This window comes from Lysinibacillus sphaericus (genome assembly GCF_001629735.1).
In the GTDB taxonomy this organism is placed as follows: domain Bacteria; phylum Bacillota; class Bacilli; order Bacillales_A; family Planococcaceae; genus Lysinibacillus; species Lysinibacillus pinottii.
In genome coordinates, this window is sequence record NZ_CP015224.1 from 1,524,418 (window position 1) to 1,541,372 (window position 16,955).

A 16,955-nucleotide genomic window follows, 5' to 3' on the forward strand; every position below is an offset into this window, starting at 1 on the left:
GAAATGGGGAAAAGTGTAGTTATTGCTTTAGGTGGTAATGCTATTTTACAGCCGAAACAAGAAGCAACTTATGATAATCAATTCAAAAATGTAGTGTCGGCAACAGGCCATATGGTAGAAATTCGAGAAGCGGGTCATAACATCGTCATTACACATGGTAATGGTCCGCAAGTGGGGAATATCATTGCCCAAAATGAAGCTGCGAAAAATGTAGTCGAACCACTACCAATTCATGTCTGCAACGCAGAATCACAAGGTTTCATTGGTTATATGATGGAAACAGCTTTAAAAAACCATATGAAAGAACGTGGCATAGCTACAAATGTAGTGACATTGCTAACGATGGTTGAAGTCGACAAGGATGATCAAGCTTTTAAAAATCCGACTAAACCAATCGGTGTATTTTTTTCAGAAGAAGAAGCGCATCGTTTAGAAGAACAAGGCTTTACTATGGCAGAAGATGCTGGGCGAGGATATAGACGAGTTGTCCCTTCACCAGAACCAAAAGTGATTCATGGTATCGATGAAATTAAACGTTTACTTGATGAAACGATTGTTATTTCATCTGGTGGTGGCGGTATACCTGTATATCGTGAAGACAGTGGTCAATTACATGGTATTGAAGCAGTTATTGACAAAGACCGTTCAGGATTAAAGCTAGCACAACAAGTGAATGCAGAAGTTTTCATGATGCTAACAGATGTACCAAATGTCTATATTAATTTCGGTAAAGAAAATGAGCAAAAGCTAAGCCACATTACTGTGGCAGAAGCTGAACAGTATGTTAAAGAAGGACAATTCCCGGCGGGTAGTATGTTACCAAAAATGCAAGCAGCTATAGAATTCGCAAAATTAGGGAAAGAGTCAATCATTTGTTCAATCGATCAAGCAGTAGCTGCATTAGATGGAAAAGCAGGTACACGTATTACAAAATAAGTTTAAAGAATGGTTCAATCACCATCATCCATTAAGTTTGCAACGTCATGAAGTGAGGAATCACGGACTATAGACGTTGCAAACTTTTTTTCATTTGTGGAATTAGTGTGAAAAAGGAGTTTGAGACATTAACTGTTTAGCAAGAGGCTTAAGTAGTACAGGTACATTTGATGTCCATTACTCTAATATCTTTGCTGCCATTGAAGTGGAGGACCTGTCTTACTAAATTTTTATTAATTATTGGTTTAGTTGGTAGCCAGGAGCCATTTTTCCCCTTTCGTACTCGTCAATAACAGGAGGAAGGTAAATTCCGGAGTATCATCACATACTTTTAGGTAGTGCTGGAAAACGAGAAGGCGAAACCAGTAGTTGATTTTGTTGAGGAAAAGATGAGGAAATTATGGCTGTTATATAGATTTTAGAATAAGACTTTAAGAGATATAGTAAATCAGTAATTTTTCGCACATTCCTTTATAAAACGAAATGGTTTTAACACTTAATCCTCAAAGTTAAACTTTGAGGTCTTATTTATATACCGAAAAAATTAACTTTTCTTAAGCTATCGTTATTTAACGATTAATCATTATTGATGAGATGGACTAGGAGTAACAACTTTCACAGAACATCTATTGTACTGTTGATTTTTGATTAAACAAAATGATTGAATCTTTTCTCCAATTTACCCCTGAATATTCTTACTTTTGTTTGGGTAATATATTTTTGAACATTAAACGTGATTATATAACTTTCAATTCTTTTTTGATTTAAAAGTAGGAGTGACGGACAAGTCAGTTTGTTTTACTTGGTGGAGGTCTTAGAAATAAAATGGCCATTTGAAAATTTTAAAAAAGTTTTGGTAAGTAAAAATCTCGAAGCGCCAGGTGCAATTTAAATTTCAGGAGGAAAAAATGATGACAAAAGATTTCTACACTACACTTAAAGAAAGACGTTCTTACTACGGAATTAGTAAAGAGGTAAAAATATCGGATGAAAGAATTAAAGAAATTGTAGAATTTGCTGTGAAATATACTCCGTCAGCATTTAATTCCCAAACAGCGCGTATTGTTGTATTATCTGGTGACGCACATAATAAATTATGGGACATCACTACTGAAACATTAAGAAAAGTAGTAGGCAATCAAGATTTTTCAGGAACTCAACAAAAAATGGATTCCTTTAAGGCAGGTTATGGCACAGTATTATTCTTTGAAGATCAGGCTGTAGTTAAATCGCTTCAGGAGCAATTTGCACCCTATGCTGAGAACTTTCCAATTTGGTCAAATCAAGCATCAGGTATGCATCAATTGGTCGTATGGGCAGGTTTGGAAGCAGAGGGATTAGGAGCTTCTTTACAACATTATAATCCACTAATTGATGATGAAGTGAAAAAAGAATGGAATATACCTGAAAATTGGAAACTTATTGCACAAATGCCCTTCGGTAACCCAACGGTAACACCAGGTGAAAAAGATTTCCGACCGCTTGAAGAGCGAATGAAATTTATCAAATAATTAATTACAATATACCCCAAATGTTTCAAACCCGTACCGTCATTCATGGTAAGGGCTATGTTGTGAAAACGAGTATGGTAAAATTACAACATCTACAATCAAATATATAAACGAATGGGAGAGCCTGTTTAGGGTTCTCCTTTTTAAGAATCTGGTGTTAAAAAAGAGCGAAAGTCCCCCTGTAGGTATCTGTTGGAAAGGGGAGCTTTAAAGTTCTTAATCCTTGATATAGCCGGCGGGATACTTTGCGGAAATGAAACGATATGTATACATCAACTAATCAGGTTCCATTTTTTATTTTCTCCATATAATTAATTGGAGAAGGCGAGGATGTTAAAATGTTGGAGAGTGAAAGTTTAGTTTAGTTAATTATACAGAAGATGATATTAGTGTTTCAGAGAGCTTGCTAAATAATCCTATATGGTAAGGCACATAGTAAATGGAGAAGTTCGTGATAAAGAACAAATTCATAAATTAGCATCAAAGTACGGTCCTCCACAGATAAGTTTGTGGAGGACCGCCTTTTTATTATAAACACAGTCAGCATTTATAGTCGGTTACATGTGATTCATTTAACCGTCTTGAAATAAAAACTAAACGAAGTAATTTAGCGTACTACGCTTGACGCAATGATTTCATTATTAAGCTTACAATGAACACTAGTATAATGGCTCCAATGAGAGCAGGGAAGATGTAGAAATCAGAAATTTTAGGACCCCAACTTCCTAGAAGCATCCCACCAATCCAAGCACCGATAATCCCTGCAATAATATTACCAATAATGCCACCTGGAATATCTTTTCCTAAAATTATTCCTGCAAGCCAACCGATAATCCCGCCAATTATTAAAAACCAAATAAAACTCATACTATCCATCTCCTATTTTGTATTTTAAGTATTTCGCTACAGTGTTATATAACCCTTATGAACACCTTTCAAACTATAAGGAGAAAAAAATTAAAATTGGTCTTATGTTTAAAGAAGAACTTATGTTCAACAATCGGGCGCAATTGTTGAACAACATAGATATTGCTTAATAAGACTCTCTTTTGGTGAACTTATTTTCAGAAGAGAGTCTTTTCATTTATCATGGAATATGGATTTATGAGATTTTCTAATCAAACTTTCTCCTAAAGCCACAAATTATTCTGGTGGATATTAATACGTTTTTAGGAGAGTGTGATATTTTTTACCTCAGGCCCATAAGATATTTCATTGGTCATTCGTTCCTTCTCTAGTGACGAGGGGGTACAACCAGTTTCTGCAAGTGTAATTGCTACGGAACACCTGAATGCAGAAATTCCAAGAGAGTTAACAGAAGTGAAATCTATCCACTTTAGGTGTTGTTTTGCATTTTACATATAAAAAAGCTATCCAAGGGGGATAGCTTTTTTATATGTAATTCCGAGAAGTCTAAAGCTTCCTCCTTTAATCTTAATCATACTGGTAATTGCCTCGTAATCAGAAAAATTTTCAAGCTTTATAGAAATGCCTAACAGTGAGACAGGTAGTTGGTTCCTTGAATTATTTGTGGTAAGAGATGTACGAATCCAATCGCCTCTGCAGATGTATACTCTATTCCTGCCACACGCTCATAGGGTCCCATGGCTTAATTCGATTGCCATATTTCTCGGATAAAAAAGCTTTCATCTCTTCCAGTTTTGTAGGAACCTCGTTCCAATTTGGAAGAGATGGCAACCCGCGTTTGCTTTTTAAGAGAATATCTACCGTAACATATAAACGTTCTGGCTGAATCCAATGAAGGAAGCGAGAAATATCGATTTCCTTAGTTAGGGACAAGGAATCAATCTCGTCATTGTAATGCTTGTTGAACTCGCTTATCACGTTCAAGAGGTAGTCTCTCTGTTCCTTCACGAAATCCAGGCCGCATATGGCGCCATGCCCTGGAACAACGATTTCAGGTTGAATGTCATCAATAATGCGATCAAGTACTTTAATCCAGTTGAGGGTTCCTTCTTCACTGTATGCCGTACAACCGTTAAACACGACATCGCCGGCGAACAGCACTTTTTCTTTTGGCATCCACAACAGCAAGTCACTGTCAGAGTGGGCCGGAGCTACATTGTAAATCATAACTTCAGTATCGCCAAGCCGTATGTTAATATCGTCCTTTAACTCTATATTCGGGTGCACCCATTCTACGCCCTCCAGGTCGAATCCTTCAAATTCCGCTGCAAAAAACTGCTCTCCCTGAGTCGATTCTGGAGAATGTTTCCCTCTTTTGATGACGCTATCCATCCAGGCTATATTTTCAGAAAGACGCTCCCTGGCCGCTTCCTTGTGCATAATAATGCAGGCTTCTTCAAACACTTTGTTCCCCCAAGTATGGTCGCTGTTATAGTGCGAGTTCACCACGTAGGCGGGAGAGCCGCCATTGCTTACTTCCTTAAAAGCCTCTCGCATTTCTTGCGCATGGAACAGATCAAAGAACGTGTCATACACCAGACCTTCGCCTTTGTTGATAAACCCAGCATTGGCCCAACTGATACCACGATACGGCGAAATACCGGCAAAGACGCCATCTGCGACTTCAAAAAATTTAACCCGAGGTTTTTGGATAATACTTTTATACTGCATAACAATTCCCCTTTACATATATGTTTATTGAGGTTAGTCACCCTATATCTTTATTATAGAGAATGGAAAACAAAAAGCAAGCGAGCACTTGCGTGCATTCATTCTATTATGTAATATGATAATAACTGAACAACACCACACTACATGGATGGAGGCGCTACAAACATGAAACTGGTAACCTTTCAAATCGAAACTTCGAAAGGAGATTTTTTGGGCTTGTCATTAATGAGAAATTTGTCGTGTCTTTTGCCGCAATCATGAAAAAGCAAGGGACATTCGTTGACAGTCTGAAAAGTATGGACAGCTATCCACAACATTTGCTACTGCCGCTAAGGAGCTCATGCAATACGCTGTTTGACAGCCGCATCAATTCAATGAAAATGAAATCTGTCCAATTACAGGGGTAAAACTGCTGCCGCCGATTCCGAACCCGGCTGCACTTATTGATTTCGGGATGACGCCAAGACATCTGAGAAATGCTGGCGCAAATCTGCTGAAAAGAGAACACACATGAGCGAAAAGAGAGGAGTTTAAATAAACGTTTACGAAGATGATGAACCCCGACCCTATTGTCTATGTATAACTTGTTGTATAATGGGTTTAACATATGCAAAAGGAGTAATACAATGCATACTTCAGACAGAATCATTGAGGCCGCGACACGGCTCATAAAAAAGAATGGCTATCGGGGAGTAAGCACTAAAGCCATCGCAGCGGAAGCTACAGTCAATGAATCTACAATTTTCCGGCACTTTGGAAGCAAGCAAGGCATACTGGAAGCCATCATTGAAAGGCATTCGGATATCCCACAATTTGAGAAGCTGTTAATGGAGGAAGCGACCGATAATCCGGAAGTTGATCTGCTGAATGTAAGCCAGCAGTACCGCTTGTTTTTCCATAAAAATAAGGATATTATTTTGATTGGCATCCGCGAAAAAGGCATATTTCCTGAATTAGACAGAGTGCTGGCAGAACCACCAGTGAAGCTGCACTCTTTGCTCGTTGAATATTTTGAACGACTGCAGAAGAAAAAAATCATAGCCAGTCAAGATGCGCGTCTTGCCGCCATGTCTTTTCTCTCGACGTGCTACGGCTTTCAGATGAGCGAGCTGATTCACCAGCAATATCAGTCTCACTTCGTCACCGAGGAAGAGTTCTACAAGTACATTGTCTCATCGTTCGTTAAAGCAATATTGTCTTAGTCATAAAAAGGCTGTAGCCGTTTATACGAAATCTTATGGGTATGCTTCACTTGATGAAATAAAAGAAGGTATATTCCAAAGTGTAATTAATAAAATTCAATAGATATCAAATTTTAATTATCTAGTGTATTAAAGAATTTTCTGAAGTCGAAATAAAATTACATTATAAAAACATGAGACAAATAATAACATCTTTGGTTGAAATACAGGGTAATGCATCTTATCAATTCAACGTCTATAGGTAGTTGCATTGTAGAAATAAGTTAATGTATTAAGGAACAATAAAGTCATAAAAATTATTAAAGAAAGCTGCTGTCTGTATTTTACAGTCGGCAGCTTTTTCAAAATCTGTTTTTTGAAGAAATTAAGGCGACAGTCACCAATAATAAATCTATTAAATAAAACTCCACAACAAGCTTCCCCCAAAAAAATGAAATTATTAGCAGTAAAATCAATTAAAGTATAGCTTTTTTAATCAATTTTTTTATTAAACTAACAAAAATACTTGCAATACGCATTGTAGTACTGTACAGTACTAATTATGACAAAGGTAAAATTAATGAATCAAAAACGTGTGATTGAAGTCGCTGCAACATTATTTTTAGAAAAAGGGTTTGCTTATACTAGCATGGATGAATTAGTTCGTGTAAGCAAAGTTTCAAAGTCTAATGTGTATTATCACTTTTCTAATAAGGAAGAATTGTTGGAAGGGGTCGTGGATTATTGGATTGAAATGTATCAATCTGCAATTGATGACTTACTATCTCAAAACCAATTATTAGTTGAAGATCGTATCCAACTGTTTTTAAAGCAATTATCACAAGGAGTTCAGACGAGGGAATATAAGGGGAGCTGTCCGTTTATTACGCTCTATATTCAAAGTCCAACAAATGCCACTAAAGTAAAAGAGAAAATAGGTCTTTTTTTTCAAGGATTACAAACGAAAGTTTCTCTATTACTTAAACAAGGGGTAGAGAATGGTGAATTTAGAAAGACAATTAATATTGACGAGGTTGCCTCTCTTTTTATTACAAATCTTGAAGGAGCGCTATTTATTTCAGAAACACTGGAGGATGCAACTGTAATTATGAAAACAGCAGATCATTTTTTTAACTTGCTTCGATAAAAGAAGCATTTTTTTTACATCAAATTAGTACTGATTAGTACTACAAGGAGGATTTTTATGAAAACAGTATTTTTAACGGGTGGAACAGGTTTTATAGGAAAGCAATTAGTGAAGGAATTAGCCAAAGAGCATGTTAAAATTCTTCTATTAGTGAGATCGAAAAGTAAAGCAACACGCATTTATCAAGAAAGAGGCATCTTAAAAGAGGCAGTTATGCACTTTATTGAAGGTGATTTGACAAAAATAGACTTAGGTCTAAGTGCTGAAGATAAGGAGTTGGTATTGAAAACGGATGTAATTATTCACGCAGGAGGCCCCATGGATATTCAATCGACAAGCAAAGAGGCATCTTCCGTCTTTTTAAATGGCGCCAAACATATTAGTGAATTCGCTAAAAACATTCATCAATTGAAGGGATTGCAGCAATTTATTCATGTTGTAGGCTATATGAGTCCCTTTGATGATAAAAATAGCAAGATTGCAATTGATGTGTTTAAAGAAGGAAACAATTATTTAAAAATAAAAAATCCATATGAGAAAACAAAATTTTTAGCAGATCTTTATATCCGTCAGCAGGCATCAGCAGTAGGTTACCCGCTGTCTGTCATTAATCCGCCAACTGTGGTCGGTAGTAGTAAAACAGGGAGTACAGAGCAGATAGCAGGATTAGGTTTGCTTGTGACAAGTATGCGAAGAGGGCTCATGCCAGTGATTCCTGGTGGTAAGGGATATAGGTTGCCACTGATTTCAAACGATGAGTTTGCGAAGTTTATTGTGCAGGTTTTCAAATTGGAGCAGCCGGCTATTCAAACATATACACTTGTTGAAGATAAAGAGAACGATCCGAACATTGCTGAATTATTAAGTGTTATGTCGGAAAGTATGAATATGAGGGCACCAAAAATCTCTGTTCCCATGCCGCTTATGAAAACAATAATGAATAGTGGCGTAAGCAAAATAACCCAAATTCCTGCTGATGGGCTGAACTTTATTACTAATCGAACATTTTCAAATGGTTCAGCGAAAAAGATTATGGGAGAAGATTGGTTTAAGGAGACAAATGTAATGAAATTTTTCCCAGCCGTAGTAGCTGATCTGGATTATCGATTGATGTATCAAAATGGTGAGCATCATCATTTATTTGAGCGAACATTATGCGACAACAATACCCTTTACCAATTACAAGGAGAGGGTAAACCGTTTATTTTATTACATGGTTTATTAAGTGATGGAGAGGATTTATTTCCTTTAGGGAAAGAGCTTCATGAAAAAACGGGTCGACCTGTATGGATTATGGACCTTCCAGGTTTGGGACGTTCTCCTTTTAAACGAGAGAAAAATCTTTTAAATATCTATTTGAATGTATTGAGAAAGTTATTGGAGAAAGCTACTAGTGGTGCCCATCTAATTGGCCATTCGTTTGGTGCGTATATTCTGCTGAAAGCATTAGAACAAAAGTACATAGATAAGAAGTATACAATTACTTTACTTCAGCCACCTGTTGCTAAAAAAAATGCTAAATCGATAAATGTTCCTCAATTTATGAACAAATGGACATTGAAATTGGCAACTACTAATTTGATAGAGCGTTATTTATTAAGTAATGGTTTATTTGAAAGTACGGAGAGCATCCCTGAACATTATATTGAGAAACTAAGTAACAGTTTTACTTCTCCTAGAATTTTAAATACTACGGTTCAGCTTAATAGTTTACTATTGAAAAACGTTCAAGGTGATTTCAATGAAGTAACAAAGGTTAATCTTCACATTATTTGGGGGGATTATGACAGAGGCTATTCGGCTCCTTCACATCTTGGTAAGATTGATTTTGTTCCATATGGTCATCATTTTCCTCTTAACCATCCAAGTGAAACGGCTAATCTGATAATAAAATAGGAATACTAGTAGATGAACGAGTGGGATTAATGAAATAAAGTCGTCCTGTTGAAAACTAATGTTTAGTATCCTTTACAGGTAGAAGTGAAAATTGCTGATAGAATACAGTCGAAAAAGTATACATCTAACCAGTTGTCGGAATTTATTTGACGACTGGTTATTTAGTATTATTCTGCAGAAGAATTGTACTTTTACTTTTTGGGGGATTTTATAGTGTATGAAGTCTATCATTTATCAGTGTATATTTTGGAAAAATCTGATAAAATAATGTTCATGAGAAGGAGGCGGTATATTATGAAAATCGCGAACAAATTTAACGGGGTGCATCTTTTTTAAGGGATGAGCGTATAAATCATCTTTAAACACTGAAGGGAAATTAGTGATTATTAGAGACTATGAGTTAATGATAAGACTGGTTGGGTAAGATGCCGAACACTTGCGTTTTTACGATAATTGGTACTAATCAATAGATTAATTAATGGAAAAATATTCAATAGAAAAAATTTAATACATATAGGAGGGTCGCTCATGGATAAAAATGAATTAATATCACTATTCCACAAAGAACTTCGACAAGAGGCTCACGTACAAGGTTACATAAGAGAGGAAACAGAGCATGTCGTGCGCCACATTTCACAGTTTGGTGAAAAAGGGTTCATTATCTCATCTAATGTAACCGAAGGCAATGTAATAGAAATTATTAAGAACGAGTTAAACTATTTTAGTAACTTTGAGCAGGATTTTGAGTGGAAAGTGTATAGCTACGACAAGCCTGATAGTTTAAAAGATATTCTTAAACAAGAAGGATTCACAATAGAGGATCCTGAAGCACTAATGGTCCTGAAGTTAGATAATCAGCATCCCTTGCTTATTCATGACCAACACATCGACATTAAGGAAATAACGGATGAACAAGGTATTCAAGACATTATTGTTCTAGAAGATACCATCTGGAATGCATCGCACGCTGAGCTGGGAGAAAGACTTTGGAGAGATAAACAGAATAATCCTGACTCCCTATACCTTTATGGAATTTATGAAGATGGTCTGCTTGTAAGTGCTGCTTGGATGTACTTAGAGAAAAACTCCTCCTTTGCTAGCTTATGGGGAGGTTCAACGCTACCGTTGTCCCGAGGAAAAGGTTATTATACAGCACTTTTAGCTACTCGAGCAAAAAAGGCTTATGAAAATGGGCATCCTTTCCTTACTGTTGACGCCAGTCCAATGAGTAGACCTATCCTAGAAAAGTGCGGTTTTCTATGTCTTGCATACTCTTATGGCTGCCAATCACCTTCTACTAAGTAGTAGAGCCAAATAGAAGCCCATGTTTTATTCCGTTAAAGGGCGCTATTATTGAACAACATAGCTGGAAAATAATCAAACTTTTTTATAAAAATCTTATACTTATATAAAAGGAGTAACTCCATTTTGAACAAACTTTATTCAAAATGGAGTTTTTGAAGTTGCTATTAGATAAGGATTGAGGGATATTTTTAATCAATCTTTATTCCAAAACTACAGTAATATCGATAAAAGGATAAACAAATCCTCATTCCGATGGATTGATTAACGGAGTTGAAAAAAGAAATTTTCAAATATTGTCACGATAAAGACGGGCGCAGAACTTACACGCTTATAAATTAGGCTACGTTCGTGGAGCTCGCTGGAGAAATCAAATAGATAGCTAATCAACAGCTTGTTGATATGAAAAGAAATCACTAAAATGGTTTCTTTTTTCTATAGCGAGATAATCCTTATGCTTCTTCACTAAACATGAAGATAAAAAACCAAATGGCTTTCATAATCCTGATTATTGACATTTATCCAAATAAATTATTGCGTTTTTTTCATTGTTTCGCCCTTTCATAACATCTATAATAACCTTGTGAATGATAATCATTTTCAATTAAGGGTAAATCGGAAAGGGGTAACAAATATGAAGCAGTATATAGAAAAACGAATTATGCTATGGGGGAGTTTCCTCCTGTTGCTAGTGGTATTAGTGGCATGTAGTTCTAGTAGCAACACATCTGATGCGAAGGAAAAGGAAAACGAGAAAACAGCTCAATCTGATGTGCAAGCAGAGAAAAGTGAGACAACTGTTCCATATACAACGATTACAGGTGAACAGATTGAAATACCTGCAGATCCAAAACGAGTTGTTTATATTGGTCAGACAGTTGGTGATTTCTTGGCGATGGATATTCCGGTTGTTGGTAATAATCTTCCCAAAGATTCTCCAAGTTACTATGAAGGCAAGCTTGAAGGAATCGTTGATATTGGAAACCCAGCTGACTTAGAGACGATTCTGACTTTAAAACCTGATCTTATTATTAATGGCTATTACAAGGCGGATCCAAATCTTAACGAAGATTTGTCAAAAATTGCTACTACGATTCCCTTTAACCCTGCTCTTCCTTATACAGAACGAGTAAAAGAGATGGGGAATATCCTAGGTAAGCAGGAAGAAGTAGCTCAATTGCTTGCTACGTATGAAACAAAATCTAAAGAAATGTTTGACAAGTTTCATTTAACAGAAAGAGAGACCGCAACAGTTTTCTATCAGCTAGGTAAGACGCTTTATGTTATGGGGGATCGTAGCCTAGGTGCTATTATTTATGGAAAAAATGGCTTTGCCGTCCCATCAGCAGTACAGAAAAATATTATTGATGTAGAAGGGGTATCTTTCCTTGAGGTTTCCGAAGAGGTGCTTCCTGAGTTTGCAGGGGATCATTTGTTTGTAATTGTACAAGAGGATAGTGAAAGTGAAGCAGAAGCTGATCGGCTGCTACAAAGCCCGATATGGGGAACTTTGCCTGCGGTCAAAAAGGGAACAGTTTATGTTGTTCCTAATGAATGGAATACAGATAATTTATTAGCTTTGGAGCAATTATTCCAAAAGCTACCAGAGTGGATACGCAAACAGTAAAAATTGTATCCGTCCAATCAATTTTTAAACGGCTAGTATGCTAAATAGCACATATTCGAACAATAGTTGATAGAGGGTCATTCTATGTTACAATAACGATAATGATAATCATTTTCAATAGTTGGAGAGTTGCTTATGAATCTGGCATCCTTATATATTAGACTACAACACTTTGACCGATTTCAAGTTGATCGAATCATGTCAGCTGATAGCCATAAAGAGGGAATAAATAATTATGAAACAAATGTATGCACATTATTGATAGCTCTCAGTCATGACATACGACTGTATGTAGACAAAATGGCAATCGATCTACGACAAGGAAGCTGCGCTCTCATTTTACCTGTACAAAGCTACACGGTAGAGTCAAGTAATAAAGAGGCACAGCTTGCTCGCTTTACCTTTGAAACCTTTGAAGTAGAAGGAATCACTTTGAACCGAATTGCTCATCCACCCTTGCTTTATGGTTATCCCTATCATCTGTTATTTTCTCAAGTCAAGCAGGTATTAGGAAATGAAGCAATGATAAATAATCGATTTAGTTCCATGGCCATGCTGCAAGGTAAACTTCAGCAATTACTAGCTATGATGGTTCAGTTAGATGAACAAGCTAACCAGCTACAGAACGAAGAAAAGACACAATTGGTTCAACAAACTGTACAGTACATAGAACAGCATTATGATGAGGATTTGACAGTTGAACAATTAGCTAACATGGCTGGAATGGTAAGATGGCAATATAGTCAAAAGTTTAAAATATTGACCGGTAAAAAACCGACTGACTATTTGACTCAGGTACGTATAAATCAGGCAAAAAAACTTCTAAGTAATTCCACAGAGCCATTGAGAAAAATAGCTCGACAAATTGGGTTTAAGGATGAATATTATTTTAGTCGATGCTTTCATAAATTAACTGGAAACACCCCACGTGAATATACAAACAGTCATCTTTATACTCCAGAAAGAACAGTTATTGATTCATTTGGTAGAAAGATTCATGTTCCTAAAGATGTAACTCGTATTGTGACTGATGGCAAATTTACACTTGGGGAATTGCTTGTTCTAGGTATACCCCCTATAGGAGCGGCCATCTCAATAATGAAAGATAACGTGGTTTATCACAATCAATTAAGGAACATTCATAGTATCGGGCATTGGGTAGATCCGGATAAAATAGCACAGCTGCAGCCAGAGTTATTATTGCTTAGCTATTTTCATCCTGAACATGACTTGCAGAAACTAGATGCGATTGCTCCTACTATTATACTGAATAGCAAGTTTAGTCTATTTGAGCGGTTACGATATATCGCTAAACTATTTGGACGGTGTAAAGCGGCAGAGAAGTGGATTACAACATATGAGAACAAAGTAAGATTAGTACGTAGGCAATTAGCGGATGTTTATGTTGCTGGGGAGACGGCTACTGTTTATCTCAAGTTAGAAACTAAATATTATGTTATGTGTCAGACTGGATTGGCTGCCAGCTTGTATGAATCTCTTGGCTTTCGTCCTACTCTCAAGGTAATGCAGCTAATCGAGCAAGGTCAAGCATGGATAGAAATTCAGCAGCATCAAATAAATCACTATGCTGGAGAGCGTAATTTTATCTTGGCTTCCCCCCAAGAATTACTAACCATTACTCACTGTCCACAAATCGCCACGTTAATCGAGCTAGCCCCTGGTAAGACTCATGTTATAGATTTTACATGGAATCATTGTGATCCCATTACACGTGAACGGTTGTTAGAGGTAATACCGTCTATTTTTAAGAAGAAAGTTATTCAATAATCAAAAAGTAAAACTCGATCCATTAGCTGGATCGAGTTATTACCATTAATCGTATTTCTGTTGAGACTGTTAGGGTGACGTCCAAGCTCTCCTCCTCGTATAAATACCTTGGTCACTACTTTCTTATTATTAAAAGCTTCCTATAATTTATCGTTCAAAAGGGAATTATTCGTTCAAATAATACTAATTTTTAAGCTGGATTCTCCTTAAGACGAATAAAATATTCATCGTCACAATTAATTGCACTTCCAATTGTCAGACAATAATCTAATCTAAGCCAACAGATGTAGCAGAGAAGCGCTAGAAGAGTTAGGTGTAAAGGTAATAAGGGTCAAGGATTGTAACGCAGAAGTTAAATTTAATGGCAATCAGTATTTTTTCATATCGGAAATAATTGAAGTGGATTTTGGAACTGGGTCTTTATTCTTTATCTGAGAATAGAAATTATAAAAGGGGTCACTGAGTTAAACTGACCCTGAATGAGGGAAGATATGACGGTCAACCAAAATCTGATTGACGAGATTTCTAATAGGGAGCTTGCTACTAAGGATTTGTGCTTGCCTTTTTTTGAATTAAAAAATAATAAGTTAGATTTTTTTTGTGACATTCGTGTAACAAACCGATATTACACTAGGTATGGAGGTGTGTTACATGAAAAAAATTCTATCAATCATGTTAATTGCTGCACTATTAACAAGCGTTCTTACGGGATGTAAGAAAGAAAAAATGAATACAGGTATAGAGAGTAAGCCACAAATAAATAATTTAGACTTTAACTTTAGTGTGAATCCTGAGACATTTGCGCTTGAGGTGGAATCCAATGGAATTACTGAGAAATTATCTGAACCATTGGAGAAAATGAGAGTGTCAAATTTAAAAGACAGTGGAGATAACATTAGCTGGACCTATTCAGAACAGGGAATAAAGGTTGATATCGAAAAAAAAGATAAGTATGTTGATGTAACCATAAAATCCAGCAAGGATGAAGACAACATGTTTGCATGGCCAAAAGTGAAAGGTGACGGATATATGCTCCCATTAAATCAAGGAAAGTATATTCCAAGCGATGATTCAATTTGGAAAAATTACTTAAGTGAAGAAAAAATGAAGGTAATTGAGGCTTTATCTATGCAATTTTTTGCAGTTGATAAAAGTGGGTATTCACTAGTATATATAATTAAAAACCCTTATAATAGTGAAATTGTTTATCATACAGAAAACGATATTGAGTTTACTTTTAATCATGAGTTTCCAACTATAAATAAAGAGAAGGAATATGGTTTCAGAATATATATAACGAAAAAAAATCCAGTAGATGTTGCAAAAACCTATAAAAATTATTTGATTGAACAGGGGGACTTCAAAAGCTTGGCGGATAAGGCTAAAGAAAATAGTAATATTGAAAAGCTTTATGGAGCACCTCATGCTTATTTTTGGGACAGAACTGTGATTTCAGAAGAAAATATTAAATGGGCAAAGCTGAGAGACATTTTTCCCGAAAAACTGAAATTATGGATTCAGAGGCTATTAACTACTAATGTTGAGGATGGATCAGAGCTTTCATCAGCTTTTGAAGAGTTAAAAAGCTTAGATTATGTAGATAAATACAATAAGAAAAGAATAATAAAATCCTTAAGTGCAGTAATGCAACTAAATGAATTCTATAATCCGGAAGTATTTACTGAAATAGATAAAGATACTCAGAGGCTGTTAAACAAAGGAATAGAAAAATTAAATCCCGTTGAATTAATTGACCTAAATAAGAGATTATTAAAAAGCATACTTGGAGATGTAGTTGACCCAATAAAGAAGTGGGCAGATGCTAATACTGTAGATGTGATAAAGGACATGAAGGATTCTGGGCTAGAACATATGTGGATCGGCTTGGATGATTGGCAGGAAGGCTTCATTAAACCTGAGTTAGTAAAAGATGCAGAAGAATTCGGCTATCTATTTGGTACCTATGATTCATATCATTCAATCCATGAACCAGGTAAAGAGAAGTGGGAAACTGCTAAGTTTAAGAATGCTTTACTTTACGAGAATGCAACTGTAACAAATAAAAATGGAGAAAAGATTGAAGGATTCCAAGGTGCAGGTAGAAAGTTGAATCCAACGCTTGCAATGCCTAGTGTAAAAGAAAGAGTAACTTCGATTTTAAATACCGGCTTAGCATTTAACTCATGGTTTTTAGACACAGATGGCACTGGAGAAATCTTCGATGACTATTCTCCAGAACATATTACTACTGAAAAGGAAGATATCCAGGCTAGGATTAAGAGAATGGAGTATCTGCAAAAAGAATGGGATATGGTAGTAGGAACTGAGGGCGGAAATGATTTTGCTAGCAAATCGATTGCCTTTGCACATGGAATAGAAACGCCATCATTTTCTTGGATGGACGAGGATATGGCAAAAAACAAACTAAGTGAGTATTACGTAGGGAGATACTATTCGAGCAATGGTGGAGTTCCCGAAATGTTTTCTAAACAAATACCACTAAAGGATAAGTACAAGAAGTTATTTTTGGATTCAAACTACACGATCCCCTTGTATAAGTTGGTTTACAACGATTCAGTGATCACAACCCATTGGTGGGGGTGGGGAACCTTAAAATTTAAAGACGAAATAACAAATAGAATGTTGTATGAGATACTTTATAATGTTCCTCCTTTATATCATATAGATAAACACGAGTGGGAAAAACATAAAGAAACAATTGTAAGGCATTCAAAGGTATGGTCAAATTTTAGCAAAAAAGCAATAACGAAAGAAATGACAGATTTTAAAATTATATCAGATGATAGACTCGTTCAAATGACTGAATATGGTGAAGCATTAAGAGTAGTCGCAAATTTTTCAGAAGATGAATGTAACTATCAAGGCAAGACAATACCAGGAAAATCGGTGTTAATTATTGATGGAAATAGTAATACTATCTATTCACCGGAAAAATAAGCGTGAAATTC

11 protein-coding genes are annotated in these 16,955 nt (G+C 36.0%); 9 read left to right on the plus strand and 2 right to left on the minus strand.

Features of this window, described 5'->3' with window-relative positions; translation table 11 throughout:
* Positions 1 to 3 precede the first annotated feature (3 nt).
* Together arcC and A2J09_RS07435 are read left to right on the plus strand one after the other, a co-directional pair.
* Complete coding sequence (gene arcC, locus A2J09_RS07430; protein WP_036161696.1) at positions 4 to 936, plus strand: carbamate kinase; 933 nt, start codon at positions 4 to 6, stop codon at positions 934 to 936.
* Positions 937 to 1,847: 911 nt separating this feature from the next.
* On the plus strand, positions 1,848 to 2,447 hold the full coding sequence (locus A2J09_RS07435) for a nitroreductase family protein (protein ID WP_036161697.1): 600 nt from the start codon (positions 1,848 to 1,850) through the stop codon (positions 2,445 to 2,447).
* 615 nt (positions 2,448 to 3,062) lie between these two features.
* On the opposite strand, the gene A2J09_RS07440 is transcribed toward A2J09_RS07435, so the two are convergent.
* Together A2J09_RS07440 and A2J09_RS07445 are read right to left on the minus strand one after the other, a co-directional pair.
* Complete coding sequence (locus A2J09_RS07440; protein WP_036161700.1) at positions 3,063 to 3,314, minus strand: GlsB/YeaQ/YmgE family stress response membrane protein; 252 nt, start codon at positions 3,312 to 3,314, stop codon at positions 3,063 to 3,065.
* 708 nt (positions 3,315 to 4,022) lie between these two features.
* Positions 4,023 to 5,045: an MBL fold metallo-hydrolase gene (locus A2J09_RS07445; protein WP_036161702.1), complete on the minus strand. Its 1,023-nt coding sequence runs from the start codon at positions 5,043 to 5,045 to the stop codon at positions 4,023 to 4,025.
* A 626-nt stretch (positions 5,046 to 5,671) separates the two neighbouring features.
* Between A2J09_RS07445 and A2J09_RS07450 the strand changes: the two genes are divergently transcribed.
* The 7 genes from A2J09_RS07450 to A2J09_RS07480 all read left to right on the plus strand — a co-directional run bounded on the left by A2J09_RS07450 (position 5,672) and on the right by A2J09_RS07480 (position 16,944).
* The gene (locus A2J09_RS07450) at positions 5,672 to 6,247 is read left to right on the plus strand and encodes a TetR/AcrR family transcriptional regulator (protein ID WP_036161704.1); all 576 of its coding nucleotides are present in this window, start codon (positions 5,672 to 5,674) and stop codon (positions 6,245 to 6,247) included.
* Between the two features lie 559 nt (positions 6,248 to 6,806).
* Positions 6,807 to 7,373, plus strand: coding sequence for a TetR/AcrR family transcriptional regulator (locus tag A2J09_RS07455; RefSeq protein WP_036161706.1), 567 nt, complete (start codon positions 6,807 to 6,809; stop codon positions 7,371 to 7,373).
* A gap of 57 nt (positions 7,374 to 7,430) precedes the next feature.
* Positions 7,431 to 9,269 (plus strand): alpha/beta fold hydrolase, encoded by a 1,839-nt coding sequence (locus tag A2J09_RS07460; RefSeq protein WP_012294526.1) that lies wholly within the window; start codon positions 7,431 to 7,433, stop codon positions 9,267 to 9,269.
* Between the two features lie 528 nt (positions 9,270 to 9,797).
* The gene (locus A2J09_RS07465; protein WP_036161707.1) at positions 9,798 to 10,574 is read left to right on the plus strand and encodes a GNAT family N-acetyltransferase; all 777 of its coding nucleotides are present in this window, start codon (positions 9,798 to 9,800) and stop codon (positions 10,572 to 10,574) included.
* A 631-nt stretch (positions 10,575 to 11,205) separates the two neighbouring features.
* Positions 11,206 to 12,198, plus strand: a complete 993-nt coding sequence (locus tag A2J09_RS07470) for an ABC transporter substrate-binding protein (protein ID WP_012294528.1) — start codon at positions 11,206 to 11,208, stop codon at positions 12,196 to 12,198.
* A gap of 135 nt (positions 12,199 to 12,333) precedes the next feature.
* Positions 12,334 to 13,986 carry a helix-turn-helix domain-containing protein gene (locus tag A2J09_RS07475; protein WP_012294529.1) on the plus strand — a complete coding sequence of 551 codons (1,653 nt, stop codon included), beginning with the start codon at positions 12,334 to 12,336 and terminating at the stop codon, positions 13,984 to 13,986.
* Between the two features lie 651 nt (positions 13,987 to 14,637).
* Positions 14,638 to 16,944, plus strand: a complete 2,307-nt coding sequence (locus tag A2J09_RS07480; protein WP_012294530.1) for a glycoside hydrolase — start codon at positions 14,638 to 14,640, stop codon at positions 16,942 to 16,944.
* Positions 16,945 to 16,955: the final 11 nt, after the last annotated feature.

Bases quoted from the DNA above. Each gene is read 5' to 3' on its own strand.
- arcC (WP_036161696.1), top strand. From the start codon at position 4: ATGGGGAAAAGTGTAGTTATTGCTTTAGGTGGTAATGCTATTTTACAG.
- A2J09_RS07435 (WP_036161697.1), top strand. From the start codon at position 1,848: ATGACAAAAGATTTCTACACTACACTTAAAGAAAGACGTTCTTACTAC.
- A2J09_RS07440 (WP_036161700.1), bottom strand. From the start codon at position 3,314: ATGAGTTTTATTTGGTTTTTAATAATTGGCGGGATTATCGGTTGGCTT.
- A2J09_RS07445 (WP_036161702.1), bottom strand. From the start codon at position 5,045: ATGCAGTATAAAAGTATTATCCAAAAACCTCGGGTTAAATTTTTTGAA.
- A2J09_RS07450 (WP_036161704.1), top strand. From the start codon at position 5,672: ATGCATACTTCAGACAGAATCATTGAGGCCGCGACACGGCTCATAAAA.
- A2J09_RS07455 (WP_036161706.1), top strand. From the start codon at position 6,807: ATGAATCAAAAACGTGTGATTGAAGTCGCTGCAACATTATTTTTAGAA.
- A2J09_RS07460 (WP_012294526.1), top strand. From the start codon at position 7,431: ATGAAAACAGTATTTTTAACGGGTGGAACAGGTTTTATAGGAAAGCAA.
- A2J09_RS07465 (WP_036161707.1), top strand. From the start codon at position 9,798: ATGGATAAAAATGAATTAATATCACTATTCCACAAAGAACTTCGACAA.
- A2J09_RS07470 (WP_012294528.1), top strand. From the start codon at position 11,206: ATGAAGCAGTATATAGAAAAACGAATTATGCTATGGGGGAGTTTCCTC.
- A2J09_RS07475 (WP_012294529.1), top strand. From the start codon at position 12,334: ATGAATCTGGCATCCTTATATATTAGACTACAACACTTTGACCGATTT.
- A2J09_RS07480 (WP_012294530.1), top strand. From the start codon at position 14,638: ATGAAAAAAATTCTATCAATCATGTTAATTGCTGCACTATTAACAAGC.